The sequence below is a fragment of the Kitasatospora sp. NBC_01246 genome, from assembly GCF_036226505.1.
GTDB lineage: Bacteria > Actinomycetota > Actinomycetes > Streptomycetales > Streptomycetaceae > Kitasatospora.
Genome location: NZ_CP108484.1, coordinates 717,426 through 737,203, shown reverse-complemented (window position 1 = coordinate 737,203; position 19,778 = coordinate 717,426). Strand labels below are relative to the sequence as shown.

Below are 19,778 nucleotides of genomic sequence, written 5' to 3'. Positions count from 1 at the left end.
CCGACCGTTCCCCAGGAACCTGCCCCGCTTTCCGCGGACCGTGCACACCACCGGGCGAACTCAAGCATCGCACCCGTGGCGCGGTCGCCGGGGCGGCCACCGATCCGGCGGCCCCGCGCACGGCAGGAGGACACGCGGCATGAGGTGGCGCGGCGCGGGTAGGCGGGCGGTCGCGCACCACCTGAGCGGGCGGGGGAGTCGTGACGAAAGAGCTGGTCGACACGGAAGCCGGGGACGGACCCCGGGGCGGTACCCGGTGGGCCCTGGCGGCACGGCTGCGACGTCGCGGCCGTCCGGCGCCGCCCGACCACGGGGAACCGCCGATCGGTGAGTCGGACGGTGTGCAGGAGCGGGCGCCCGAGCGGCGGTCCTGGGCCAGGGCGGTCGGCCGGTGGCTCATCCTCCTCGCCGCCTTCCTCGCGATGGTCGGCTTCGCCGTCCTCCTGGCCCGCATCACGCTGGTGCCCGAGCCCGGGGCCGTGGGCCGGGTGCACAGCAACCTGCGCCCCGGCGACTCGCTGCGGCACTACCTGCTGCACGCCGTCACGCTGGACGCGCTGCGCCAGGTGGGCGGGAACGTGCTGCTCGGGGTGCCGTTCGGGCTGCTGCTACCGGTGCTGTGGCCGAGGGCCCGCGGACTGTTCCGGGTGCTGATCAGGACGGCGGCGGTCATGGTGCTGGTCGAACTGGTCCAGGGCGCGCTCATCACCGGGCGGGCCTTCGACATCGACGACGTCATCCTCAACACCCTCGGCGCGCTGCTCGGCTACCTGGTGCTGGGGCGGCGGCTGGTCCGGACGGTCCATCCCGGGCCCCGGACGCACCTTCGCCAGGACAACAGCCCTGAGGGTCAAGGGAATTGACCGGGCCTCGGCCGGTTTGCCGCAGCCGCCACGGGCTAAGCGGTGGCCATGAGAGGAATGAATTCGGCCATCAGAGCAGCGGCCCACATCGTTGCAGGCATTCTCGTCGTCTGGATCATCCTGGATCTGCTCAGCGCCAATCAGGGAAACACCGTCGTCGGCTGGTTCCACTCCGCGGCCGACTGGCTCGCCGCCTGGTCGCGCGGGCTCTTCACCGTCTCCAGCCAGACCGTCCAGATCCTGCTCGACTACGGCATCCCGGCGATCGTCTACGCGGCGATCGGGAACCTGGTCGCCCGCCGGGCCGTGGACTAGCGTCCGGCTCCGGATCAGGAACCGCCGGGCGGCGCGGCGGCCTCCAGATCGGCGATGCCGCCCGCCATGATCGTCCGCACGTGCTCGGTGATGTGCGCCGGGGGCCAGTCCCACCAGGCCACCGCCAGCAGGCGGGCGACGTCCTCGGCGCCGTAGCGGGTGCGGATGAGACGGGCCGGGTTGCCGCCGACGACGCCGTAGTCGGGCACGTCGCCGGTGACCACGGCGCCGGCGGCGACGATCGCGCCGTGGCCGATCCGCACCCCGGGCATCACCGTGGCGCCGTGGCCGAACCAGACGTCGTTGCCGACCACGGTGTCGCCCCGGTTCGGCAGCCTGGTGAGCAGGTCGAAGTGGTCGGCCCAGGAGCCGCCCATGGTGGGGAAGGGGAAGGTGGACGGGCCGTCCATCCGGTGGTTCGCGCCGTTCATGAGGAAGCGCACGCCCGTGCCCAGCGCGCAGAACTTGCCGATCACCAGCTTCTCCGGCCCGTAGTGGTACAGCACGTTGCGCGTCTCGAAGGCGGTCGGGTCGTCCGGGTCGTCGTAGTACGAGTACTCCCCGACCTCGATCAGCGGGGACTTCACCAGCGGTTTGAGCAGCACCACCCTCGGGTGCTCGGGCAGCGGGTGGAGGACCGTGGGGTCGGCGGGCGCGGCCATGGGGTGGGTCTCCTCGTCGGCAGGGGGTGTCCGCTCCATGATCGCGGAACGGTGCGTCCCGGAACCAGTCGTTTACCCCCCCTGCCGCCACCGCGACGGGCCCCCGGGCCCGTCGCGGTGGCGGCGCGGCGGAGGGCGCCGGCTACTGCGCGTTGAGGCTGGTGTGGTTCCACCAGCCCTGCCGGCCCGCCGTGAAGGTGACCGGTCGGCTGCCGATCTGGCCCTCGTTCGAGCGGCCCCGGCTCAGCGGGCTCTGCTCGACGACGGCCTTCGGGCCACCGACGGTCGGGATGGCGACGTCGCGGTGCTCCTGGGACCGGCAGACGTTGCCGGAGTCCGCAGGCTCCGCGAGGTCGGGGGCGGCTCCGGTGCACGACAGCCCGAGCCGGTCGGGCGGTGCTCCGGCGTGCGCCCACGGGCACGGGCGCATACGCGGGCGCGGGCGCTCCGGGGGGAGCGCCCGCGCTCTTCGGGCTCCGTCCGCGCCGCCGGTCAGTCCGGCGGCTCGTCCTCGTTCTCGGCCCTGGTGGTCTCCGCGGCCGAGCCGTTCCGGTCGGCGGTCGGCCCTCCGGCCGGGGTCCGGCCCTCCTCGCCACCGGCCGCGGGGATGTCGGGTGCCTCCGTGCCCTCGGCGGGCGGCAGGTCGGGCACCTTGGGCGCCGTGCGGGGGTCGCTCACGGCGGGCTCCTCTCGCTCCGTTGCAGCTCCCGGGCGTTCCGGGTCCCTGCGCGGATGCCCACCGGGCGGTGCTCCATGCGTGCCCCGCCGGGGTTTCGGGCGCGGCCGGCCGCCTCCCGCCGGCCCCGCGTGGTCCGGCGTCGCGGCCCGCCGGCCGACGGCGAAGCCCCGGACCCGGTCCGGGGCTTCGCCGTCGGCCGGGTGCCCGGCCCCGCGCACCGTCAGAGCGCGCTTCGCGCGCCGGTCACCAGGGCGGCCAGCAGGCAGCCGAAGCCGGCCGTCGCGGCGACCGTCCGCACGGTGTTCCAGCCCACCCAGCTGCTCTCGAAGGTCTCCCGCACGGCCGCCAGGTCCGGGATTCGGTCGAGCGAACCGGCCGCCGCCAGCTGATCGTTGAGCGGGACGTTCACCGCGCCCGTGACCACCAGCACCACCGTGTAGAGCACCGCCGCCGCGATCAGCCAGGGCAGCAGCCGCCGGTCGCCGCCGCGGAACTGCAGCACCACGGCGAGCACGGTGAGCGCGAGCGCGCCGAGGAAGACCAGCATGAACCAGCCGTTCAGGATGGCCACGTTGATCCGCTGCATGGTCTCCACGAAGGTCCGGTCGTCGGCCTTGCCGAGCCCCGGCATGACGGAGCAGGAGAAGGCGAAGAACAGACCCGCGCTCAGTCCCATGGCCAGGGTCGCCGCCAGCAGTACCGCACTTCTGAATCCCGCCATCCCACACACTCCCCGTAGTGAACGCCCGCTGTCCGACACCCCCGAGTCAACCGCCCCGGCGGGTGCCCGCACCATCGCCGAGCCACTCGACCGCATACGCGGGCGTCCACACCCGGCGTCTACACTCGGGCGCCATGGACGCACTGGCCGGACTCCTGGCGGGGCCGAGGGCCCGGGGCGCCTTCCTGATCCGCTCGGTCCTCACCCCGCCCTGGGCGATCCGGGTCGAGGACCGGGCACCGCTCACCCTGATCACACCCGTGCGCGGCACCGCCTGGGTGCTGCCCGACCACGGCGCCGCCGTCCGGCTCGCCACCGGGGACGTGGCGATCGCCCGGGGCCCGGACGCGTACGTGCTCGCCGACACCCCCACCACCCCGCCCCGGGTGGTGATCCACCCCGACCAGAGCTCCAGCACCCCGGCCGGCGACGGGCTGTGCGAGACGATGGCGCTCGGTACCCGCACCTGGGGCGATGCCACCGACGGCCCGGACGTGCTGCTCAGCGGGACGTACCAGCTGCGCGGCGAGGTCAGCCGGGGCCTGCTGGAGGCGCTGCCCCCGCTCCTGGTGGTGACCGCGGACTCCTGGCACTCCCCGCTGATCGACCTGCTCGGCGAGGAGATCGGCAAGGACCTGCCGGGGCAGGACGCGGTACTGGACCGGCTGTTGGACCTGTTGCTGATCGCCACCCTGCGCAGCTGGCTGGCCCGGCCCGAGTCCGACGCCCCGGCCTGGTACCGCGCCCACACCGACCCGCTGGTCGGTCACGCGCTGCGGCTGCTGCACGGCGACCTCGCCCACCCCTGGACGGTGGCGGGCCTGGCCGCCGAGGTCGGCGTCTCCCGGGCCGCGCTGGCCCGCCGGTTCGCCGAGCTGGTCGGCGAACCGCCGATGTCCTACCTCACCCGCCGGCGGCTGGCGCTGGCCGCCGACCTGCTGCACGACCCGGCCGCCACGCTCGGCTCCGTCGCCCACCGGGTCGGCTACGGCAGCCCGTTCGCCCTCTCCACCGCCTTCAAGCGGGTGCACGGCGTCAGCCCGCAGGAGCACCGCTCGGCCGGACCGGTCGCCGCCGGGGGCTGACCCCGGGGCGACCGGTCCGCGAGGTACTCCCGCCGGCGCGGTGCTGCCGCTGACGCGGTGTTCAGGGACGCGCTGCTCAGAGCGCGGTGGGCTCCAGGACCGGCGCCTGGTTCGCGGCGCCCGGGTCCGTGCCCTTGCCCCCCGCGGTGGGGCGCCGGGCCGGGAGCAGCAGGGCCGCCACACCGGCGAGTGCCACCGTCACGGAGCCGAGCACGACCGCCGGGTACAGGCCGTCGACGAAGCGCTGCGCGCTCTCGTAGCCGCCCTGGGCGGAGAAGACCGACGACATGACGGCCACGCCGAGCGCCCCGCCCACCTGGCGAAGCGCGCTGTTGGCCCCCGAGGCGATGCCCTGTTCCTGCGGGCGGACGCTGGACATGACCAGGTTGGAGGCGGGTGCGAAGAACAGGGCCATGCCGACGCCGCTGATGATCAGAGCCGGCAGCTGGGCGGCGTACGAGGTGTGCGGGGTGGCCACGGCCGCGATGTAGCCGAGGCCCGCGGCCTGGAGGAACAGGCCGGCCGCCACCACCGGACGGCCGCCGAACCGGTCGGAGAGGATGCCGGCGAAGGGGGAGACGAGCATCGGCATGCCGGTCCAGGGCAGCATCCGCAGCCCGGCCTCGGTCGGCGAGTAGCCGAGGACGCCCTGCATGTACTGGCTGATCAGGAAGATCGAGCCGAACATGCCCAGGAACATCAGCAGGCTCGCAGCGTTGATCGCGGAGAAGGCCCGGGACCGGAAGAGCCGCATGGGGAGCATGGGGTTCCTGGCGCGGATGCCGTGCACCACGAAGGCGGCCAGCAGCGCGGTGCCCGCGACCAGGCCGGTCAGTACGGAGGAGTCGGTCCAGCCGTCGGAGGGGGCGCGCACCATGCCGTACACGATCCCGAAGAGGCCGCCGCTGACGAGGAGGGTGCCGGGGATGTCGAGCGTGGCGCCGTCGCCGTGGGACTCGGCGAGGCGGAGGCGGGCGAGCGGCAGGACGGCGAGGCCCAGCGGGACGTTCAGCCAGAAGATCCAGTGCCAGGAGACGTGTTCGGTGAGGCTGCCGCCGATGAGCGGGCCCAGGGCGACCCCGAGTCCGTTGATGGCCCCGAGGATGCCGTAGGCCATCCCGCGCTTCTCGGGGGGCACCGCGGCGCTGAGCAGGGTCAGGGTCAGCGGCATCATGACGGCCGCGCCGACGCCCTGGACGGCGCGTGCCGCGATCAGGGAGTCGATGCCGGGCGCGAGGGCCGCGGCGGCGGAGGCGACCGTGAAGACGGTCATACCGGCGAGGAAGAGCCGCCTGCGGCCGAACCGGTCACCGAGCGCGGCGCCGAACATCAGCAGGACCGCGAAGGTGAGCGTGTACGCGCTCACGATCCACTCCAGGCTGTCCAGCCCTCCTCCGAGGTCCTCGCGGATGGCGGGCAGGGCGGTGGTGACCACCAGGTTGTCGAGGGCCGACATGAATCCGGCGGTACCGGTGATCACGAGGGCCCAGGTGACACCCCCTCGGCGTGCCGTCTGCTGCTGTGACATTGCTTCCCCCCAGCGGTTGATGCGTGCTCTGGATGTAGTTGTCGCTTACTAACTTTGCGGCCCGTGAGAGACCCCGGACGCCGCGGCGGCGCGAGCCGCCCCGGCGGATCCGGCCGCGCCTACGCCCGCGCCTACGCCTCCGGCGGGACTACGACCTGGTCGAGGCGGATGCCCTCCCAGACCCGGTGTCCGGCCGGGAACCCCATGGCCATCAGGGTGTTGATGAGCATGCCGTAGGCCAGGAACCTCGTGGTCTCGTCGCCGTCGGCCTCCAGCGGGAGGTTCACGGCGTCCCAGAGCCGCGTCCAGGCGGCCCGGACGGTCTCGCCGAACCCGCTGTCCCCGTCCGCCTCGACGGAGGCCACGGCGATGTAGGTCTGCATCTGCATCTGGAGCTTCTCGGGGTCGTCCGCGATCAGCCGCATGTACGCCCTCGCCATGGCGCGCATGGCTTCCTTGCCCGCCAGCCCCTTCGCGGCCTCCTCGAACACCCGGCCGGTGTCCTCGATGCAGCGGAGCGAGGCGGCGACGAAGATCGCTTTCTTGCTCGGGAAGAGCCGGAACAGGTAGGGCTGCGAGACGCCGACCCGCTTGGCGATCGCCTCCGTGGAGGTGCCGTGGTATCCGCGCCGCGCGAACTCGGCGATCGCCGCGCGGATCACGCTCTCGCGCCTGTCCTCTGCGCTCATCCTGACCATGCGGGCAAGTTAGTGGGTAATCACTAACTACGTCAACGGGTCCGGTGCGGGGCGCCAGCCGATCGAGCGTCCGAGCCGGTTGGACGGCGCCGCCGCTTACGTCTACATTCCTGTCGTCGTATGCGATGGCCCGGAGCGCCGCACCTCGGCCCCCGGGAGAGTGCCGACACCACTGGGAAGGTGCACGTGAGCGCGATCACCGTCGGACAGGCCGTTGTCCTGGGAGTCGTGGAGGGGGTGACCGAGTTCCTGCCGATCTCCTCCACCGGCCATCTGAAGATCACCGAGGGGCTGATGGGCATCCCGGTCGACGACGCCTCCGTCGTCGGTTTCACCGCCGTCATCCAGGTCGGCGCCATCGCGGCCGTGCTGCTCTACTTCCTCAAGGACATCGTGCGGATCGTCTCCGCCTGGGGCCGCGGCCTGGTGAACCGCGAGGAGCGGTACCACCACGACTACAAGTTCGCCTGGTGGGTCATCTTCGCGACGGTTCCGATCGTCGTGGTCGGCCTGGCCGCCAAGCCCCTGATCAAGGGCCCGCTGGCCTCGCTCTGGGTGGTGGCCGGCTCCCTGATCGTCGGCAGCGGCGTGATGTGGGCGGCCGACCAGATGGGCCGCCACAAGCGCGGCGAGGACGACACCGGCTTCAAGGACGCGATGATCGTCGGCTCGGCGCAGATCCTCGCGCTGCTGTTCCCCGGCTTCTCGCGCTCCGGCGCGACGATGTCCGCGGGCCTGATGCTCGACCTCGAACGGGTGGCCGCGACCAGGCTCTCCTTCTTCCTCGGCATCCCCGCCCTCACCGGCGCCGGCCTGTACGAGCTGAAGGACGCCCTGGGCGCCGGGGTCAGCACGACGCCGCTGGTCGTCGGCACCGCGGTCTCCTTCGTGGTCGCCTACGGCTCGATCGCCTGGCTGCTGAAGTACGTCGCCAAGCACTCCTTCAACGCCTTCGTCGCCTATCGGATCGCCATCGGCGTGATCCTCCTCGGCCTGCTCGGCTCGGGGGTGCTGACCGCCTGACCCGTGGCCCGGTGCCGGGACGCGGGTGCTGGGCCGCCCGGCCGTCGGGCCCGCCACGCCGTAGCCGGCGCGGTCGGGCCTTCACGGCGGTGAGCGGGCCCGGCACCGGAACGACCCCGGCCGCGTACTTTAATACTGGACAAAGTAAATTATTTGCGAGTACGTTGCGGTGGTGTTCCCGAATCACGCGCAGCCGCTGGTCACGGCCCCGGCCGAGACCGCCGTCCTCGCCCTCCTGCTGGCCGGGAGTCCGCTCAGCAGGGTCGAACTGGCCCGTCGTACGGGCCTGTCCTCGACCGCCGTCACCAAGGCTGCGAGGCCGCTCATCGTCGACGGCTATCTGCACGAACTCCCCCCGGAGCGTACCGCGCCCGGGGCCGGCCGCCCGGTCAACCCGTTGGCCGTCACGGTGGACCGGGAGTTCTTCGTCGGAATCAAGATCAGCGGCGAGGCCCTGTTCGGCGTGGTCTGCGACCTGCGGGCCGGTCTGCGGGTCACCGGCGGCCGTCGGCTGGGCGAGGACCGCAGCCCGGAGGCCGTCTGCGGGCTGCTGGGTGAACTCGTCGAGGAACTCCTCGACGCCGACCCGGTGTTCCGGGAGCGTACGAGGCGCCTCGGGGTCGCGGTCTCCGGTGACGTGGACCGGTCGGCCGGCCTCGTCCGGTACTCCGTCCTTCCCGGCTGGCGCGACGTCCCACTGGCGGACGAACTGGCGAGGGCGACCGGGCTGAGCGTCACGGTGGAGAACGACGTCAAGGCCCTGACCGCCGCCGAGCACTGGTTCGGCGAGGGGATCGGGACGGAGAACTTCGCGCTGGTCACGATCGGTTCGGGGGTCGGTTCCGGGCTGGTCGTCAACGGCCAACTGGTCACCGGGGCCTACGGGGTCGCCGGCGAGCTGGGGCACATCAGCATCGACCCGGACGGCCCGCCCTGCCACTGCGGCGGGGTCGGCTGCGTCGAGGTCTTCGCGGCCGGCGGCGCCATCCTCGCCTCGGCCCGCGGTGCGACCGGCCGCGCGGACCTCGACTTCGACGACGTCGTCCAGCTCGCCCGGGCCGGCGACCGGGCCGCCCGGGAGGCCTTCGCCACGGCCGGCCGGGCCATCGGGGTCGGCATCGCCACCTTGGTGAGCCTCCTCGGGCCCGAGCGCGTCGTCGTCACCGGTGAAGGGCTCGACACCTACGACCTCTTCGGGATCCACATCAGGGAGGCGTACGCCGCGCACTGCTTCAAGGCGGCGGCGAAGTGCCCGCTGACCCTGCGTCCGCTTACGTGGGAGGAGTGGGCCCGGGGCGCCGCCGTCCTGGGCATCCAGGCGCTCCTCCCGTAGCGCGGGCGACCGGGCCGGTCCGGCTGTCCGCGGGGCGCTCCGGGGCGGCGAAGGTCGCCCCTTGCCGTAATGAGGCGTGTGCAACTATTGTCGTACGCAGTAGGGCGTGACTGCAAGTATATGGATGGCGCCGCCGCCTCATTCAGGAGACCCGACATGAGCACCACTCTCTTCACCCCGTACACCCTGAGGTCGCTGACCGTCCCCAACCGTGTCTGGATGGCGGCGATGTGCCAGTACAGCGCCGTGCCGGACGGCGACGGGGCCGGTGTCCCGACGGACTGGCACTTCACCCACCTCGCGGCCCGCGCCACCGGCGGCACGGGGCTGATCGTCACCGAGGCCACCGCCGTCAGCCCGGAGGGCCGCATCAGCCCGTACGACCTCGGCATCTGGAACGACACCCAGGTCGAGGCGTTCCGGCGGATCACCGCCTTCCTGAAGGCGCAGGGCACGGTTGCCGCGATCCAGCTCGCCCACGCCGGCCGCAAGGCCTCCACCGAGCGCACCTGGGTCGACCGCGGCCGCGCCATCGGCCCGGACGAGGCCCACGGCTGGACGCCGGTCGGCCCGAGCGCCGTGCCCTTCTCGTCGGCGCACACCACGCCGGAGGAGCTGACGGAGGAGCAGATCGGTGATGTCGTACGGCAGTTCGCCGACGCCGCCCGCCGGGCGCTCGACGCCGGCTTCCAGGTCGCCGAGATCCACGGTGCCCACGGCTACCTGATCCACCAGTTCCTCTCGCCCCACAGCAACCACCGCACCGACGCCTACGGTGGCTCCTTCGAGGGACGGATCCGCTTCGCGCTGGAGGTCGTCGACGCCGTCCGGGCGGTGTGGCCGCAGGACCTGCCGCTCTTCTTCCGGATCTCCGCGACCGACTGGCTCACCGAGGACCCGCAGGACGACCGCGAGGGCTGGACGTCGGAGGACACCGTCCGGTTCGCCAAGGAGCTCCAGGCCCGTGGCGTGGACCTGATGGACATCTCCACCGGAGGCATCGCCCCCGACGCCAGGATCACCGCCGGCCCCGGCTACCAGGTGCCCTTCGCCGAGGCGGTGCGCAACGGGACCGGCATGCCGGTGGCGGCCGTCGGCCTGATCACCGACCCCGCCCAGGCCGAGGAGATCCTGGCCGCCGGCCGGGCCGACGCCGTCCTGCTCGGCCGCGAACTCCTGCGCGACCCCTACTGGCCCCGCCACGCCGCCATCACCCTCGGCGCCCCCCTCCCCGCCCCGGTCCAGTACCACCGCGCCTGACCCCGGCTCCGGCCGCCGGGGCGCGCCCCGGCGGCCCCCGGCCGGTCAGTCCGACGGGGGGCGGCTGCCCCAGTCGAGGCGGAGGACGGCGAGGTCGTCGGTGTGGCGGCCGGCGTTGAGGGCGTGGGTCTCCTTGATGAGGAGGTCGACGTGGGCGGCCGGGTCGGCCGGGGGCAGGGTGCCGATCAGTCGGAGCAGGCCGTCGACGCCGAGCCGTCCCTTCGTCGTCCCGTCGTGCCCCTCGGTGAGGCCGTCGGTGTAGAGGGTGAGCGCGCCGTCGGCCGGGAGGGGGATGACGGTCGGGGTCCAGCTGCCCAGTCCGGGGGCGATGCCCAGGGCGATGCCGTGGGCGGCGGTCAGCTCACGGGTGCCGTGCGCCGTGGTGAGCAGGGGCTCGTGGTGGCCGGCCAGGTGGAGGGTGGCCGTGGTGGCGTTCTGGTCGAGCGTGAGGAGCGTGCAGGTGGCGAAGAGCACCTGGTTGCCGCGTTCGGCGATCAGGATGCGCTCCATCAGGTGGAGCAGGCTCTCGCCGCGGTGTCCGCCGAGTACCAGGGAGCGCCAGGCGATCCGCAGCAGCACGCCGAGTGCGGCGGCGTCGGGGCCGTGTCCGCTGACGTCGCCGACGACGGCGTGCAGCAGTCCGTCGTCGCCCTCCACGACGTCGAGGAAGTCCCCGCCGAGCAGGGCCGTGGTGGCTCCGGGCAGGTAGCGGGCGGTCACCGTGACCGTGGAGGTGCCGAGGATCGGCGGGGGCAGCAGCCCCCGCTCCAGGCGGGCGTTCTCCTCGGCCCGCAGGCGGGCGGCCTGGGCCTCGATGCTGGCGCGCTCGGTCTGGCTGCGGTACACGGCGTAGCGCACGGTGCGGTGCAGCAGGTCCGCCTCGACCTTGCCCTTGACGAGGTAGTCCTGGGCGCCGGCGGCCATCGCCTCGGTGCCCGCCTGGGCCTCCGCCAAGCCGGTGAGGACGATCACTGCCGTGTGGGGGGCGACGGCGCGGACGGCGGTGACCGCGGCGGTGCCCGTGGCGTCGGGCAGGTGCAGGTCGAGGAGGATGCAGTCGGCCGGGTGGGCGGCGAGGGCGGCGCGGGCCTCGGCGAGGGTGGGCCGGGTGGTGAGTTCGAACCGCAGCCCGGTGTCGTGGAGGAGCTCCTCCACGAGCAGGGCGTCGCCCTGGTCGTCCTCGATGAGGAGGACGCGGTACAGCGGTTCGTCGGGGGCGGCGCCGGGGGTGGCTGCCACGGCCGTGCTCATCGTGCCTGCTCCGTGTCGGATCGGGCCGCGGTCTCGCCGGTCGGCGGGCCGGGGCGCTGCGGCGGTTCGGGTGCCAGGGTGAAGGTGATGCGGGCGCCCTCGCGGTGGTCGGGGTCGATGGCGATGGTGCCGCCGTGGAACTCGACGATCTTCTTGCACATCGCCAGCCCGATGCCGCTGCCGGAGTAGGCGTCCTTGGTGTGCAGCCGCTGGAAGATCACGAACACCTTCTCGGCGAACTCCGGTGCGATGCCGATGCCGTTGTCGGTCACCGCGAAGTGCCAGAGCGCGTCCTCCCGGACGGCCGAGACGTGGATCTCCGGCGCCACGCCGGGGCGGCGGAACTTGACCGCGTTGCCGATCAGGTTCTGCCAGAGCATCCCCATCTGGGTGGGGTCGGCGACCAGGGTCGGCAGCGGATCGTGGGTGATCTTCGCGTCGGCCTCCTCGATGCCCACGCTCAGCGCGGCCAGGGTCTGTTCCAGCACCTGGTCCAGGTCGACCTCCTGGTGGGCGTGGTGGAGCCGGCCCACCCGGGAGAAGTCGAGGAGGTCGTTGATGAGGACCTGCATGCGGTTCGCACCGTCGACCGCGAAGGCGATGTACTGGTCGGCCTTGGCGTCGAGCCGGCCCCCGTAGCGGCGCTGGAGGAGCTGGGTGAAGCTGGAGACCTTGCGCAGCGGCTCCTGGAGGTCGTGGGAGGCGACGTAGGCGAACTGCTCCAGCTCGGTGTTGGACCGCTGGAGGTCCGCCGCCTGCTCGTCCAGGCGCAGCCGGGCCTCCTCGGTGAAGGCCAGTTCCCGCACCAGGCGCCGGCGCATGGAGTCGATCTCGCCGCTCAGGTGCCGGAGGTCGGCGGGGCCGGTCGGGGTGATGGGGTGGTCGAAGTCGCCGCCGCCGATGGTGCGGGCGTCCGCGACGAGTTGGTCCAGCGGCTCGGTGATGCCCCGGCGCAGCCCCTCGAACACCAGGGCGGCGAGGGCGGCGATCAGCACGGCGACGGCGCCGAACACCCAGTTCCGCAGCCGCATCATGGCGGCGAGGTCGCTCCGCGCGGCGTCGCGGTCCTCGCGCAGCCGGTCCTCCTGGCCGCTCAGGGCGGCCCGTACGTCGTCGAAGGCGTTCTTGCCCTCCAGGGCGCTGCCGGCCGCGAGCGGCGAGGGCGTGCCGGGTGGCGTGGCGGCGATCGGCCGGGCGATCCGCTCCTGCCAGCTCGTCACGGCGTCCTGCACGGCCTTCAGGTCGGCGAGGCCGGAGGGGTCGTCGTGGAGCAGTTCCGTCAGCTGTGCGGTCTCCGTCCGCTGCTCGGCGAGCCCCTGCTGGTAGGGCGCCATGAACTCCGGGGTGCCGGTGAGGCCGTAGCCACGGATCCCGGTCTCCTGGTTGAGCAGGGCCGACTCCAGGCGGAACGCGCTGGCGAGCGCGGGGGAGCGCACGTCCACCAGGTCGGTGCTGATCGACTGGGTGCGGGACAGTACCCACGCCCCCGCCACTCCGAGCAGGGTGAGGACCACCAGGGACGCGGTGACTCCCACCCGGAGCCACCGCCGGGTCGTCCATGTGGCAAGGCCCCCGCCGGACCTCCGGTCACTGTCGTCGCCGGTCATCGTGTCAACTCCTCGCTCTGCCCGATGCCTTCGATCGGATGCGGCGAGGCCACTCTAGAGGGCGGACGACAACGGTTGTTGTCGTGGGTTGGTTCTGGGCCTAGAGTGCCTGTCATGCCCGGCAAGAACTTCGTACTGCGTACCACCTCGCAGGAGGCGGCCGCGATCGCGGACGCCGCGATGGGAGACCTCGCCCGGCGGCTGGCCGGGCGGCTGACGGCGGTCCCCGCCGCTCCCGCGGTGAGCGACACCGCCCAGGCGCTGAGCCTGCTCCACGTACTCGACCACCTCCGGCAGGCCACCGAACGGCTCCAGCGGGAGGCGGCCGGCGACGCCGCGCGCGCGGGTGCCGGCTACCCGCAGATCGGCGCCGCCTGCGGCATGACCCGTCAAGGTGCCCGCCGGCGCTGGCCGGGGCTTTTCCACCACCCGACCGAGAACCCGCGGAGCACCCGATGATGACCACCGCCCGCCCCTTCGATGTCCTGCTCGTGGAGGACGACGCCGCCGACGCGATGCTCATCGAGGAAGCCCTCTCCGAGCGCGGGGAGCGCAACCTGGTCCAGGTCACCGACGGCGTCGCCGCCCTCGAATACCTGCGCGCCCCGGACAGCGTGCGTCCCGACCTCATCGTCCTCGACCTCAACATGCCCCGGATGAACGGGCGCGACCTGCTGAAGGTCCTGAAGAACGACGACGACCTGCGGACCATCCCGGTGGTCGTGCTCACCACCTCCACCGCCCCGGACGACGTCACCGGCGCCTACAGCAGCCACGCCAACGCGTACGTGGCCAAGCCCGTCAACCTGGACGAGTTCGAGCAGGCCGTCCAGACCATCGACGCCTTCTACCTCGACACCGCCACCCGCCCCCGCCCCTGAACGTCCCCGCCCCTGAACGGGCCGGGGACCGCAGCCGCGGACATGGTCGTGCCCGGGCCCGCCCGGGGCACGACACGGGCGGACCGGGGCACGTCGACGGCCGCCCGTCGACGCCCGTCAGGCGATGCGGCGGGCGCCGTCGGCGGGAGTGGCCGCGAAGCTTCGCGGCAGGGCGTGGCCGGCGGCCGCGAAGGCCGCGGTGACGGCGGCGGTGACGCGGTCGGCGTCGTCCTGGTGGACGAGCGCGATGACCGAGCCCCCGAAGCCGCCGCCGGTCATCCGGGCGCCGAGGGCGCCGGCGGCCACGGCGGTGTCCGCGGCGAGGTCGGTCTCGGGGCAGGAGACCGCGTAGTCGTCGCGGAGCGAGGCGTGCCCGGCGGTGAGGACCGCGCCGATGCCGGCCAGGTCGCCGGCGTCGAGCAGGGCGGTGGCCTGCCGTACCCGGTCGTCCTCGGTGACCACGTGGCGGACCAGCGGCCGCAGTTCGGCCGGCAGCCGGTCGAGGGCCGCGGGCAGGGCGTCGGCCGTGAGGTCGCGCAGGGCGGCGAGGCCGAGCAGCTCGGCGGCCCGCTCGCAGCCGGCCCGCAGCTTCGCGTAGGCGCCGTCGGCGAGGTCGTGCTTGACCCGGGTGTCGATCACGAGCAGCCGCAGGCCGGCGCCTTCGAGGTCGAGCGGCACCTGGCGGCTGGTGAGGTCGCGGGTGTCGAGGAGGAGCGCGTGGCCCGCGCGGCAGCACAGGGAGGCGGTCTGGTCCATGATCCCGCAGGGGACGCCGACGTAGGCGTTCTCGGCGCGCTGGGCGAGCAGGGCGAGCTGCATCCCGTCCAGGCCGAGGTGGTACAGGTCGTTGTAGGCGGTGGCGACGGCGCACTGCAGGGCGGCGGACGAGGAGAGGCCGGCGCCCTCGGGGACGTCGCTGTCGATCAGCAGATCGGCGCCGGCGACGGCGTGGCCCGCGTCGCGAAGGGCCCAGACGACGGCCGCGGGGTACGCGGTCCAGCCGGTGGTGGTCCCGGGCTCCAGCTTGTCGAGGTCGAGGGTGGTGATCTCGTCGCCGCCCCGGGTGCTGTGCAGGCGCAGCAGGCTGTCGTCGCGGCGGCGGGCCTGGACGCGGGTGGTGTGGGGGAGGGCGACGGGAAGGACGAAGCCGTCGTTGTAGTCGGTGTGCTCGCCGATCAGGTTGACCCGGCCGGGGGCGGCCCAGGTGCCCTCGGGGTCGGCGGAGAACAGCGTCCGGAAGGTGGTCATGCGGGGTGCTCCAGGGTGAAGTTCCAGGCGTCGGCGACGATGTCGTCGAGGTTGGGGCGCTTGGGGGTCCAGCCAAGCCTCTGGTGGGCGCGCTCGGCGGAGGCCACCAGGACGGCGGGGTCGCCGGCCCGGCGCTCGGCGGTGACCACCGGGATCTCGCGGCCGGTGACGCGCTTGACCGACTCGATGACCTCGCGGACCGAGAAGCCGCTGCCGTTGCCGAGGTTGCAGATCAGGTGCTCGCCCGCTTCGGCGGCGTCCAGCGCCAGCAGGTGGGCGTCGGCGAGGTCCGCGACGTGGATGTAGTCGCGGACGCAGGTGCCGTCCTCGGTCGGGTAGTCGTCGCCGTAGACCGCGATGTGCGGGCGCTGCCCGAGCGCGGCCTGGAAGACCAGCGGGATCAGGTGCGACTCGGGGTCGTGCCGCTCGCCGTAGGCGCCGTACGCGCCGGCCACGTTGAAGTAGCGCAGCGAGACGGCGGCCAGGCCGTGCGCGACGGCCTCGCTGGTGATCAGGTGGTCGACGGCCAGCTTGGTGGCGCCGTAGGTGCTGGTGGGCGCGGTGCGGGCGGTCTCGGCGATCGGCACCGACTCCGGCTCGCCGTAGGTGGCGGCGGTGGAGGAGAACACCAGCTTGCGCACGCCCGCCGCGCGCATCGCGCTGATCAGCTCCAGCGAGCCGGCCACGTTGTTGCGCCAGTACTTCTCCGGGTCCGCGACCGACTCGCCGACCTGCGAGGAGGCCGCGAAGTGCAGCACCCCGTCGAAGGAGGCGTCGAGGACCTCGCCCGCCTCCTGGATGCGCCCCCGCACGAACTCGGCGCCGGCCGGCACACCCTCGCGGAAGCCGGTGGAGAGGTCGTCCAGGACGGTCACCCGGTGTCCCGCCTCCAGCAGGTGGGCGGCGACCACGCTGCCGACATAGCCGGCGCCACCCGTGACCAGGTACCTGCGGGCGGCGCTCATGACGCCACCTCGCGCAGTCGCTCGGCGGCCGTCTCGGGCGACACGTCGTTGACGAAGGCGTCCATGCCGGACTCCACGCCGGCCAGGTACTTCAGCTTGTCGGCGGTCCGCCGGATGGTGAACAGCTCCAGGTGCAGGGCGAGCTCCGCGCCGTTGGTGGCGGGGGCCTGGTGCCAGGCGGAGATGTACGGGGTCGGCGCGGCGGGCCCGTCGGCGCCGGGTGCGGTGAACAGCCGGTCGAAGCGGCGCAGCAGCTCCAGGTAGACACCGGGGAACTCGGCGCGCTCGGCCTCGGTGAGCCGGGTGAGGTCGCCGACCCGGCGGTTGGGGTAGAGGTGCACCTCGTAGGGCCAGCGGGCGGCGAACGGCACGAAGGCGGTCCAGTGCCGGCCGGTGAGGACGGTGCGCCGGGGGTCGCCGCGCTCGGCGTCGAGCAGGTCCTCGAAGAGGTTGCGGCCGGTGGCGGCCCGGTGCTTCGCGGCCTGCTCCACCATCCGGGCGGTGCGCGGGGTGGCGAAGGGGAAGGCGTAGATCTGGCCGTGCGGGTGGGCGAGCGTGACGCCGATCTCGGCGCCGCGGTTCTCGAAGCAGTAGACCTGCTCGACGCCCGGCAGCGCGGAGAGTTCGGCGGTGCGGTCGGTCCAGGCGTCCAGGACCAGCCGGGCGTGCGCCTCGTCCAGGGCGGCGAAGGACGACTGGTGGTCGGAGGTGAAGCAGACGACCTCGCAGCGACCGGTGCCGGCCAGGGCGGTGCGCAGCGGGTCGCCGGCGGCGCCCTCGGGGGCGGGGCTGTCCGCGGCGAGCGAGGGGAAGCGGTTCTCGAAGACGGCGACCTGGTAGTCGGCGTCGGGGATCTCGCTGAACCGGCCGTCGCGGGACGGGCAGAGCGGACATTCGTCGGCCGGCGGCTGGTACGTCCGGGCCTGGCGGTGGGCGGCGACGGTCACCCAGGCGCCGGTCACCGCGTCGCGGCGGATCTCCGAGCGGTTGGCCGGGGCCTCCAGGGGGCGGAGGTCCGCGGTGCCGCGGTGGGCGGGCACGTCGCTGTCGAAATAGATCAGCTCGCGCCCGTCGGCGAGCTTGCTGGTCGTCCTGATCACGGCTTCCTCTCGGCGGGGGTCCCGGGCGGCGAGTGCCTCGCTCCGCCAACGGACTGTGGCACCACATAATCAAACATAAATGAGCAAAAAGCAACGGTGGTGAATCGGGAACCTACGGCGAGCCTGGCACGGCGGGCGGCGGCCGCGCCAGGACGGACACGCGGGGCCCGAGAGGCCGGTGCCGCGGGGCCGGGCGGACGCCGGGGAAGCGGGCGGGTCCAGGCGGTTTCGCGGGTCGCGACGGTGCCCGAGGGGGCGCGCGGACCGCGCCGGGCGCGCCCGGCGGCCGCCCCAGGACGTGCCCGGGCCGCGGTTCGCCGCAGCAGCGGGCCGAGGACGGCCAGGTCAACACGTTCCACCAGCGGCGGGCGGGCGAGCCCCCGGACACGACCGGAAGGAGGCGCTCCGCCGTTCGATCCTGTTCTCCCCTGCGCTACGTTGGTGGCCGGCAGACCCGGCCGACGGCGCACAGGCGCGCCGCGCGCGGCCGTGGGCGGGACAGGGACCGGAACGGGGAGCGTCGTGGCGGATCAGGGCATGCTGGCGCAGCAGCGTCGGGCGCTCATCCTGGAGTACGTCCGCAGGGACGGCGCCGTCCGGGTCGCCGACCTGGTCGAGGAGCTCGGCGTCTCGGACATGACCATCCGCCGGGACCTCGACGCGCTCGCCCGCAGCGGCGGAGTGGAGAAGGTCCACGGCGGCGCCGTCGCGGTGACCGGACCGACCGCGACCACCGACGAACCCGGCTTCGAGGCCAAGTCCACCCGGGAGTCCGCGGCCAAGGCGGCCCTCGCGGACGCGGCCGCCGCCCTGGTCGAGCCCGGCACCGTCGTCGCGCTCTCCGCCGGCACCACGTCCTTCGCCGTCGCCTCGCGACTGCTCACCGTCCCCCGCCTGACCGTCGTCACCAACTCCCTGCCCGTCGCCGAGCTGCTGCGCACCGCCCGCCGGGAGCTGGGCGACGCGGCGCCGACCCTGCTGGTCACCGGCGGCAGCCCGACCCGCTCGGCGGCGCTGGTCGGGCCGCTGGCCGACCAGGCGGTCCGCAGCCTCCACATGGACCTGCTGATCCTCGGCACGCACGGGGTCTCCGAGCAGGCCGGGCTCACCACCCCCAACCTCGCCGAGGCCGAGACCAACCGGGCCCTGGTGGCCGCCGCGCGCCGGGTGGCGGTGGTCGCGGACCACACCAAGTGGGGTGTGGTGGCGCTGAGTTCCTTCGCCACCCTGGCCGACGTGGACTGCTTCGTGACCGACGACGGGATCTCCGGCCAGGCCCGCGCGGTGCTGGAAGACACGGTCGGCGAACTCGTCGTCGCGCCCGTCCCCAAGGACTGACCCGTTCCCGAGGGGCGACCCGGTCCCGAGGACCGACCCGGTCCCGAGGACCGACCCGGTCCCGAGGGCCGACCGGCCGTGCCACCGCCGCTCCGCGGCGGTCACTCCGGCGGCCGCGGCCCCCGCGGGAGCGGGCCCGGCTTCCTGCCGTCGTTCTCCGGGGCGGCGCCGGGGGTGGTGATGATCAGCTTGCCGACCCGCTCCGCGAGGACGGCACGGGCCTGCGGCGGCATCCCGTCGTCGGTGACGAACCAGCCGATCTGGTCCAGGTCGGCGAAGGTGCTGAGCCCCGTGACGCCCCACTTGGTGTGGTCCGCCGCCACCGCGACGCGGCGGGCGCGCGAGATGAACATCCGGTTGGCCTGGGCCTCCGCGAGATTGGGGCTGGTGAGCCCCTCGTTCTCGGTGACCCCGTGGGTGCCGAGGATCAGCAGATCGACGTGGAGCGAGGCGATGGCCTGGTCGGTGATGGGCCCGACGAGGGCCTCCGAGGGCGTCGCACTGCCGCCGGTCAGGAGCACGACGGGCGGCCGCTGGGCGGTGTCCGTGGCGCCGCGCACCAGGCGTTCGATCGGCAGCGAGTTGGTGAGGATGGTCAGGTCCGGGACGTTCAGCAGCTGGGTCGCCACGGCGTGCGTGGTGGAACCGCCGCTGAGGGCCACCACCGTGCCGGGTTCGACCAGGGCGGCGGTCGCCTCGGCGATGGTGGCCTTGGCCGCCGATTCGAGGGTGGACTTCACCTCGAAGCCGAGCTCCTGGGCGGTGCCGGCGGTGACCGCGCCGCCGTGCACCTTCTCCACCGCCCCGGACCGCGCCAGGGCGTCGAGGTCGCGCCGGATCGTCATGTCGGAGACTCCGAACGCGACGGACAGGTCGGACACCCGCACGGCGCCGTCGCGCCGGACCGCCTCCAGGATGAGGGCGCGGCGCTGCTGGGCGAGCAGCCCCTGATCGGGCATCACCATACTGTGGTCAGCTCCCTCGGGCGGATCGGATACGGCTCCATCGAGACGGTCCCGTCGAGGACGGCTCCGTCGAACGCGGTTCCGGGACGGGCCCGGTGGTGAGTCGGAGGCCACGCGGCCGGTACGGAACCGCCGGTGGCACCCGGTCCAGTCGGGTACCACCGGCAGTCTGTGGCGAGCGGGCCGACCCTCGGCGGCCCTCGCCGTTCCCCACGGGCGCGACCGGAGCGGTCCGTTCGTCGAACGGGCGCCGCCG

21 protein-coding genes are annotated in these 19,778 nt (G+C 73.5%); 9 read left to right on the top strand and 12 right to left on the bottom strand.

The genetic code is table 11. The annotated features are described in order from the left end of the window. The first annotated feature begins 200 nt into the window (after positions 1-200). Together OG618_RS03275 and OG618_RS03270 are read left to right on the top strand one after the other, a co-directional pair. Entirely contained in the window at positions 201-863 is a 663-nt protein-coding gene (locus OG618_RS03275; RefSeq protein WP_442906755.1) for a VanZ family protein, read from the top strand. A gap of 48 nt (positions 864-911) precedes the next feature. Continuing rightward, a complete protein-coding gene (locus OG618_RS03270) occupies positions 912-1,178 on the top strand; it encodes a hypothetical protein (protein ID WP_329485609.1) in 267 nt (88 codons plus the stop codon). Positions 1,179-1,192: 14 nt separating this feature from the next. Here the strand turns inward: OG618_RS03270 and OG618_RS03265 are convergent, their stop codons facing one another. The 4 genes from OG618_RS03265 to OG618_RS03250 all read right to left on the bottom strand — a co-directional run bounded on the left by OG618_RS03265 (position 1,193) and on the right by OG618_RS03250 (position 3,240). Then, positions 1,193-1,840, bottom strand: coding sequence for a CatB-related O-acetyltransferase (locus OG618_RS03265; protein WP_329485608.1), 648 nt, complete (start codon positions 1,838-1,840; stop codon positions 1,193-1,195). 142 nt (positions 1,841-1,982) lie between these two features. Continuing rightward, positions 1,983-2,270 (bottom strand): hypothetical protein, encoded by a 288-nt coding sequence (locus tag OG618_RS03260; RefSeq protein WP_329485607.1) that lies wholly within the window; start codon positions 2,268-2,270, stop codon positions 1,983-1,985. 62 nt (positions 2,271-2,332) lie between these two features. Further along, complete coding sequence (locus OG618_RS03255; protein ID WP_329485606.1) at positions 2,333-2,518, bottom strand: hypothetical protein; 186 nt, start codon at positions 2,516-2,518, stop codon at positions 2,333-2,335. A gap of 221 nt (positions 2,519-2,739) precedes the next feature. Next, a complete protein-coding gene (locus OG618_RS03250) occupies positions 2,740-3,240 on the bottom strand; it encodes an anthrone oxygenase family protein (RefSeq protein ID WP_329485605.1) in 501 nt (166 codons plus the stop codon). A gap of 134 nt (positions 3,241-3,374) precedes the next feature. Between OG618_RS03250 and OG618_RS03245 the strand changes: the two genes are divergently transcribed. Beyond that, complete coding sequence (locus OG618_RS03245; protein ID WP_329485604.1) at positions 3,375-4,325, top strand: AraC family transcriptional regulator; 951 nt, start codon at positions 3,375-3,377, stop codon at positions 4,323-4,325. A gap of 76 nt (positions 4,326-4,401) precedes the next feature. On the opposite strand, the gene OG618_RS03240 is transcribed toward OG618_RS03245, so the two are convergent. Both OG618_RS03240 and OG618_RS03235 read right to left on the bottom strand, forming a co-directional pair. Further along, a complete protein-coding gene (locus OG618_RS03240) occupies positions 4,402-5,853 on the bottom strand; it encodes a DHA2 family efflux MFS transporter permease subunit (RefSeq protein ID WP_329485603.1) in 1,452 nt (483 codons plus the stop codon). Between the two features lie 131 nt (positions 5,854-5,984). Then, positions 5,985-6,551, bottom strand: a complete 567-nt coding sequence (locus OG618_RS03235) for a TetR/AcrR family transcriptional regulator (RefSeq protein ID WP_329485602.1) — start codon at positions 6,549-6,551, stop codon at positions 5,985-5,987. 186 nt (positions 6,552-6,737) lie between these two features. On the opposite strand from OG618_RS03235, the gene OG618_RS03230 reads away from it, so the two are divergent. From OG618_RS03230 to OG618_RS03220, 3 genes are all read left to right on the top strand, one after another. After that, entirely contained in the window at positions 6,738-7,574 is an 837-nt protein-coding gene (locus tag OG618_RS03230; protein WP_329485601.1) for an undecaprenyl-diphosphate phosphatase, read from the top strand. A 172-nt stretch (positions 7,575-7,746) separates the two neighbouring features. Beyond that, positions 7,747-8,907 carry an ROK family transcriptional regulator gene (locus tag OG618_RS03225; RefSeq protein WP_329485600.1) on the top strand — a complete coding sequence of 387 codons (1,161 nt, stop codon included), beginning with the start codon at positions 7,747-7,749 and terminating at the stop codon, positions 8,905-8,907. Between the two features lie 156 nt (positions 8,908-9,063). Beyond that, positions 9,064-10,167, top strand: coding sequence for an NADH:flavin oxidoreductase/NADH oxidase (locus OG618_RS03220; protein WP_329485599.1), 1,104 nt, complete (start codon positions 9,064-9,066; stop codon positions 10,165-10,167). Positions 10,168-10,212: 45 nt separating this feature from the next. Here OG618_RS03220 and OG618_RS03215 read toward each other — a convergent pair whose 3' ends face one another. Further along, a complete protein-coding gene (locus OG618_RS03215) occupies positions 10,213-11,418 on the bottom strand; it encodes a PP2C family protein-serine/threonine phosphatase (RefSeq protein ID WP_329485598.1) in 1,206 nt (401 codons plus the stop codon). Then, positions 11,415-13,025, bottom strand: a complete 1,611-nt coding sequence (locus OG618_RS03210) for a sensor histidine kinase (protein ID WP_329485596.1) — start codon at positions 13,023-13,025, stop codon at positions 11,415-11,417. Before OG618_RS03210 ends, OG618_RS03215 begins: the two co-directional genes overlap by 4 nt. Before the next feature lie 114 nt (positions 13,026-13,139). Here OG618_RS03210 and OG618_RS03205 point away from each other — a divergent pair, with 114 nt between their 5' ends. After that, on the top strand, positions 13,140-13,484 hold the full coding sequence (locus OG618_RS03205; protein WP_329485595.1) for a hypothetical protein: 345 nt from the start codon (positions 13,140-13,142) through the stop codon (positions 13,482-13,484). Further along, the gene (locus tag OG618_RS03200; RefSeq protein ID WP_329485594.1) at positions 13,481-13,906 is read left to right on the top strand and encodes a response regulator; all 426 of its coding nucleotides are present in this window, start codon (positions 13,481-13,483) and stop codon (positions 13,904-13,906) included. The genes OG618_RS03205 and OG618_RS03200 overlap by 4 nt, the downstream gene beginning before the upstream one ends. Before the next feature lie 117 nt (positions 13,907-14,023). Here OG618_RS03200 and galK read toward each other — a convergent pair whose 3' ends face one another. Genes galK through galT form a run of 3 tightly spaced genes read right to left on the bottom strand, consistent with a single transcriptional unit; the run spans position 14,024 to position 17,219 of the window. Continuing rightward, complete coding sequence (galK, locus tag OG618_RS03195; RefSeq protein ID WP_329485593.1) at positions 14,024-15,154, bottom strand: galactokinase; 1,131 nt, start codon at positions 15,152-15,154, stop codon at positions 14,024-14,026. Beyond that, positions 15,151-16,119, bottom strand: coding sequence for a UDP-glucose 4-epimerase GalE (gene galE, locus OG618_RS03190; RefSeq protein ID WP_329485592.1), 969 nt, complete (start codon positions 16,117-16,119; stop codon positions 15,151-15,153). Before galE ends, galK begins: the two co-directional genes overlap by 4 nt. After that, positions 16,116-17,219, bottom strand: a complete 1,104-nt coding sequence (gene galT / locus OG618_RS03185; protein ID WP_329485591.1) for a galactose-1-phosphate uridylyltransferase — start codon at positions 17,217-17,219, stop codon at positions 16,116-16,118. The genes galE and galT overlap by 4 nt, the downstream gene beginning before the upstream one ends. A 537-nt stretch (positions 17,220-17,756) precedes the next feature. On the opposite strand from galT, the gene OG618_RS03180 reads away from it, so the two are divergent. Continuing rightward, entirely contained in the window at positions 17,757-18,557 is an 801-nt protein-coding gene (locus tag OG618_RS03180; protein ID WP_329491991.1) for a DeoR/GlpR family DNA-binding transcription regulator, read from the top strand. 101 nt (positions 18,558-18,658) lie between these two features. Here OG618_RS03180 and OG618_RS03175 read toward each other — a convergent pair whose 3' ends face one another. Next, complete coding sequence (locus OG618_RS03175) at positions 18,659-19,516, bottom strand: DeoR/GlpR family DNA-binding transcription regulator (protein WP_329485590.1); 858 nt, start codon at positions 19,514-19,516, stop codon at positions 18,659-18,661. Between the last annotated feature and the right edge of the window lie 262 nt (positions 19,517-19,778).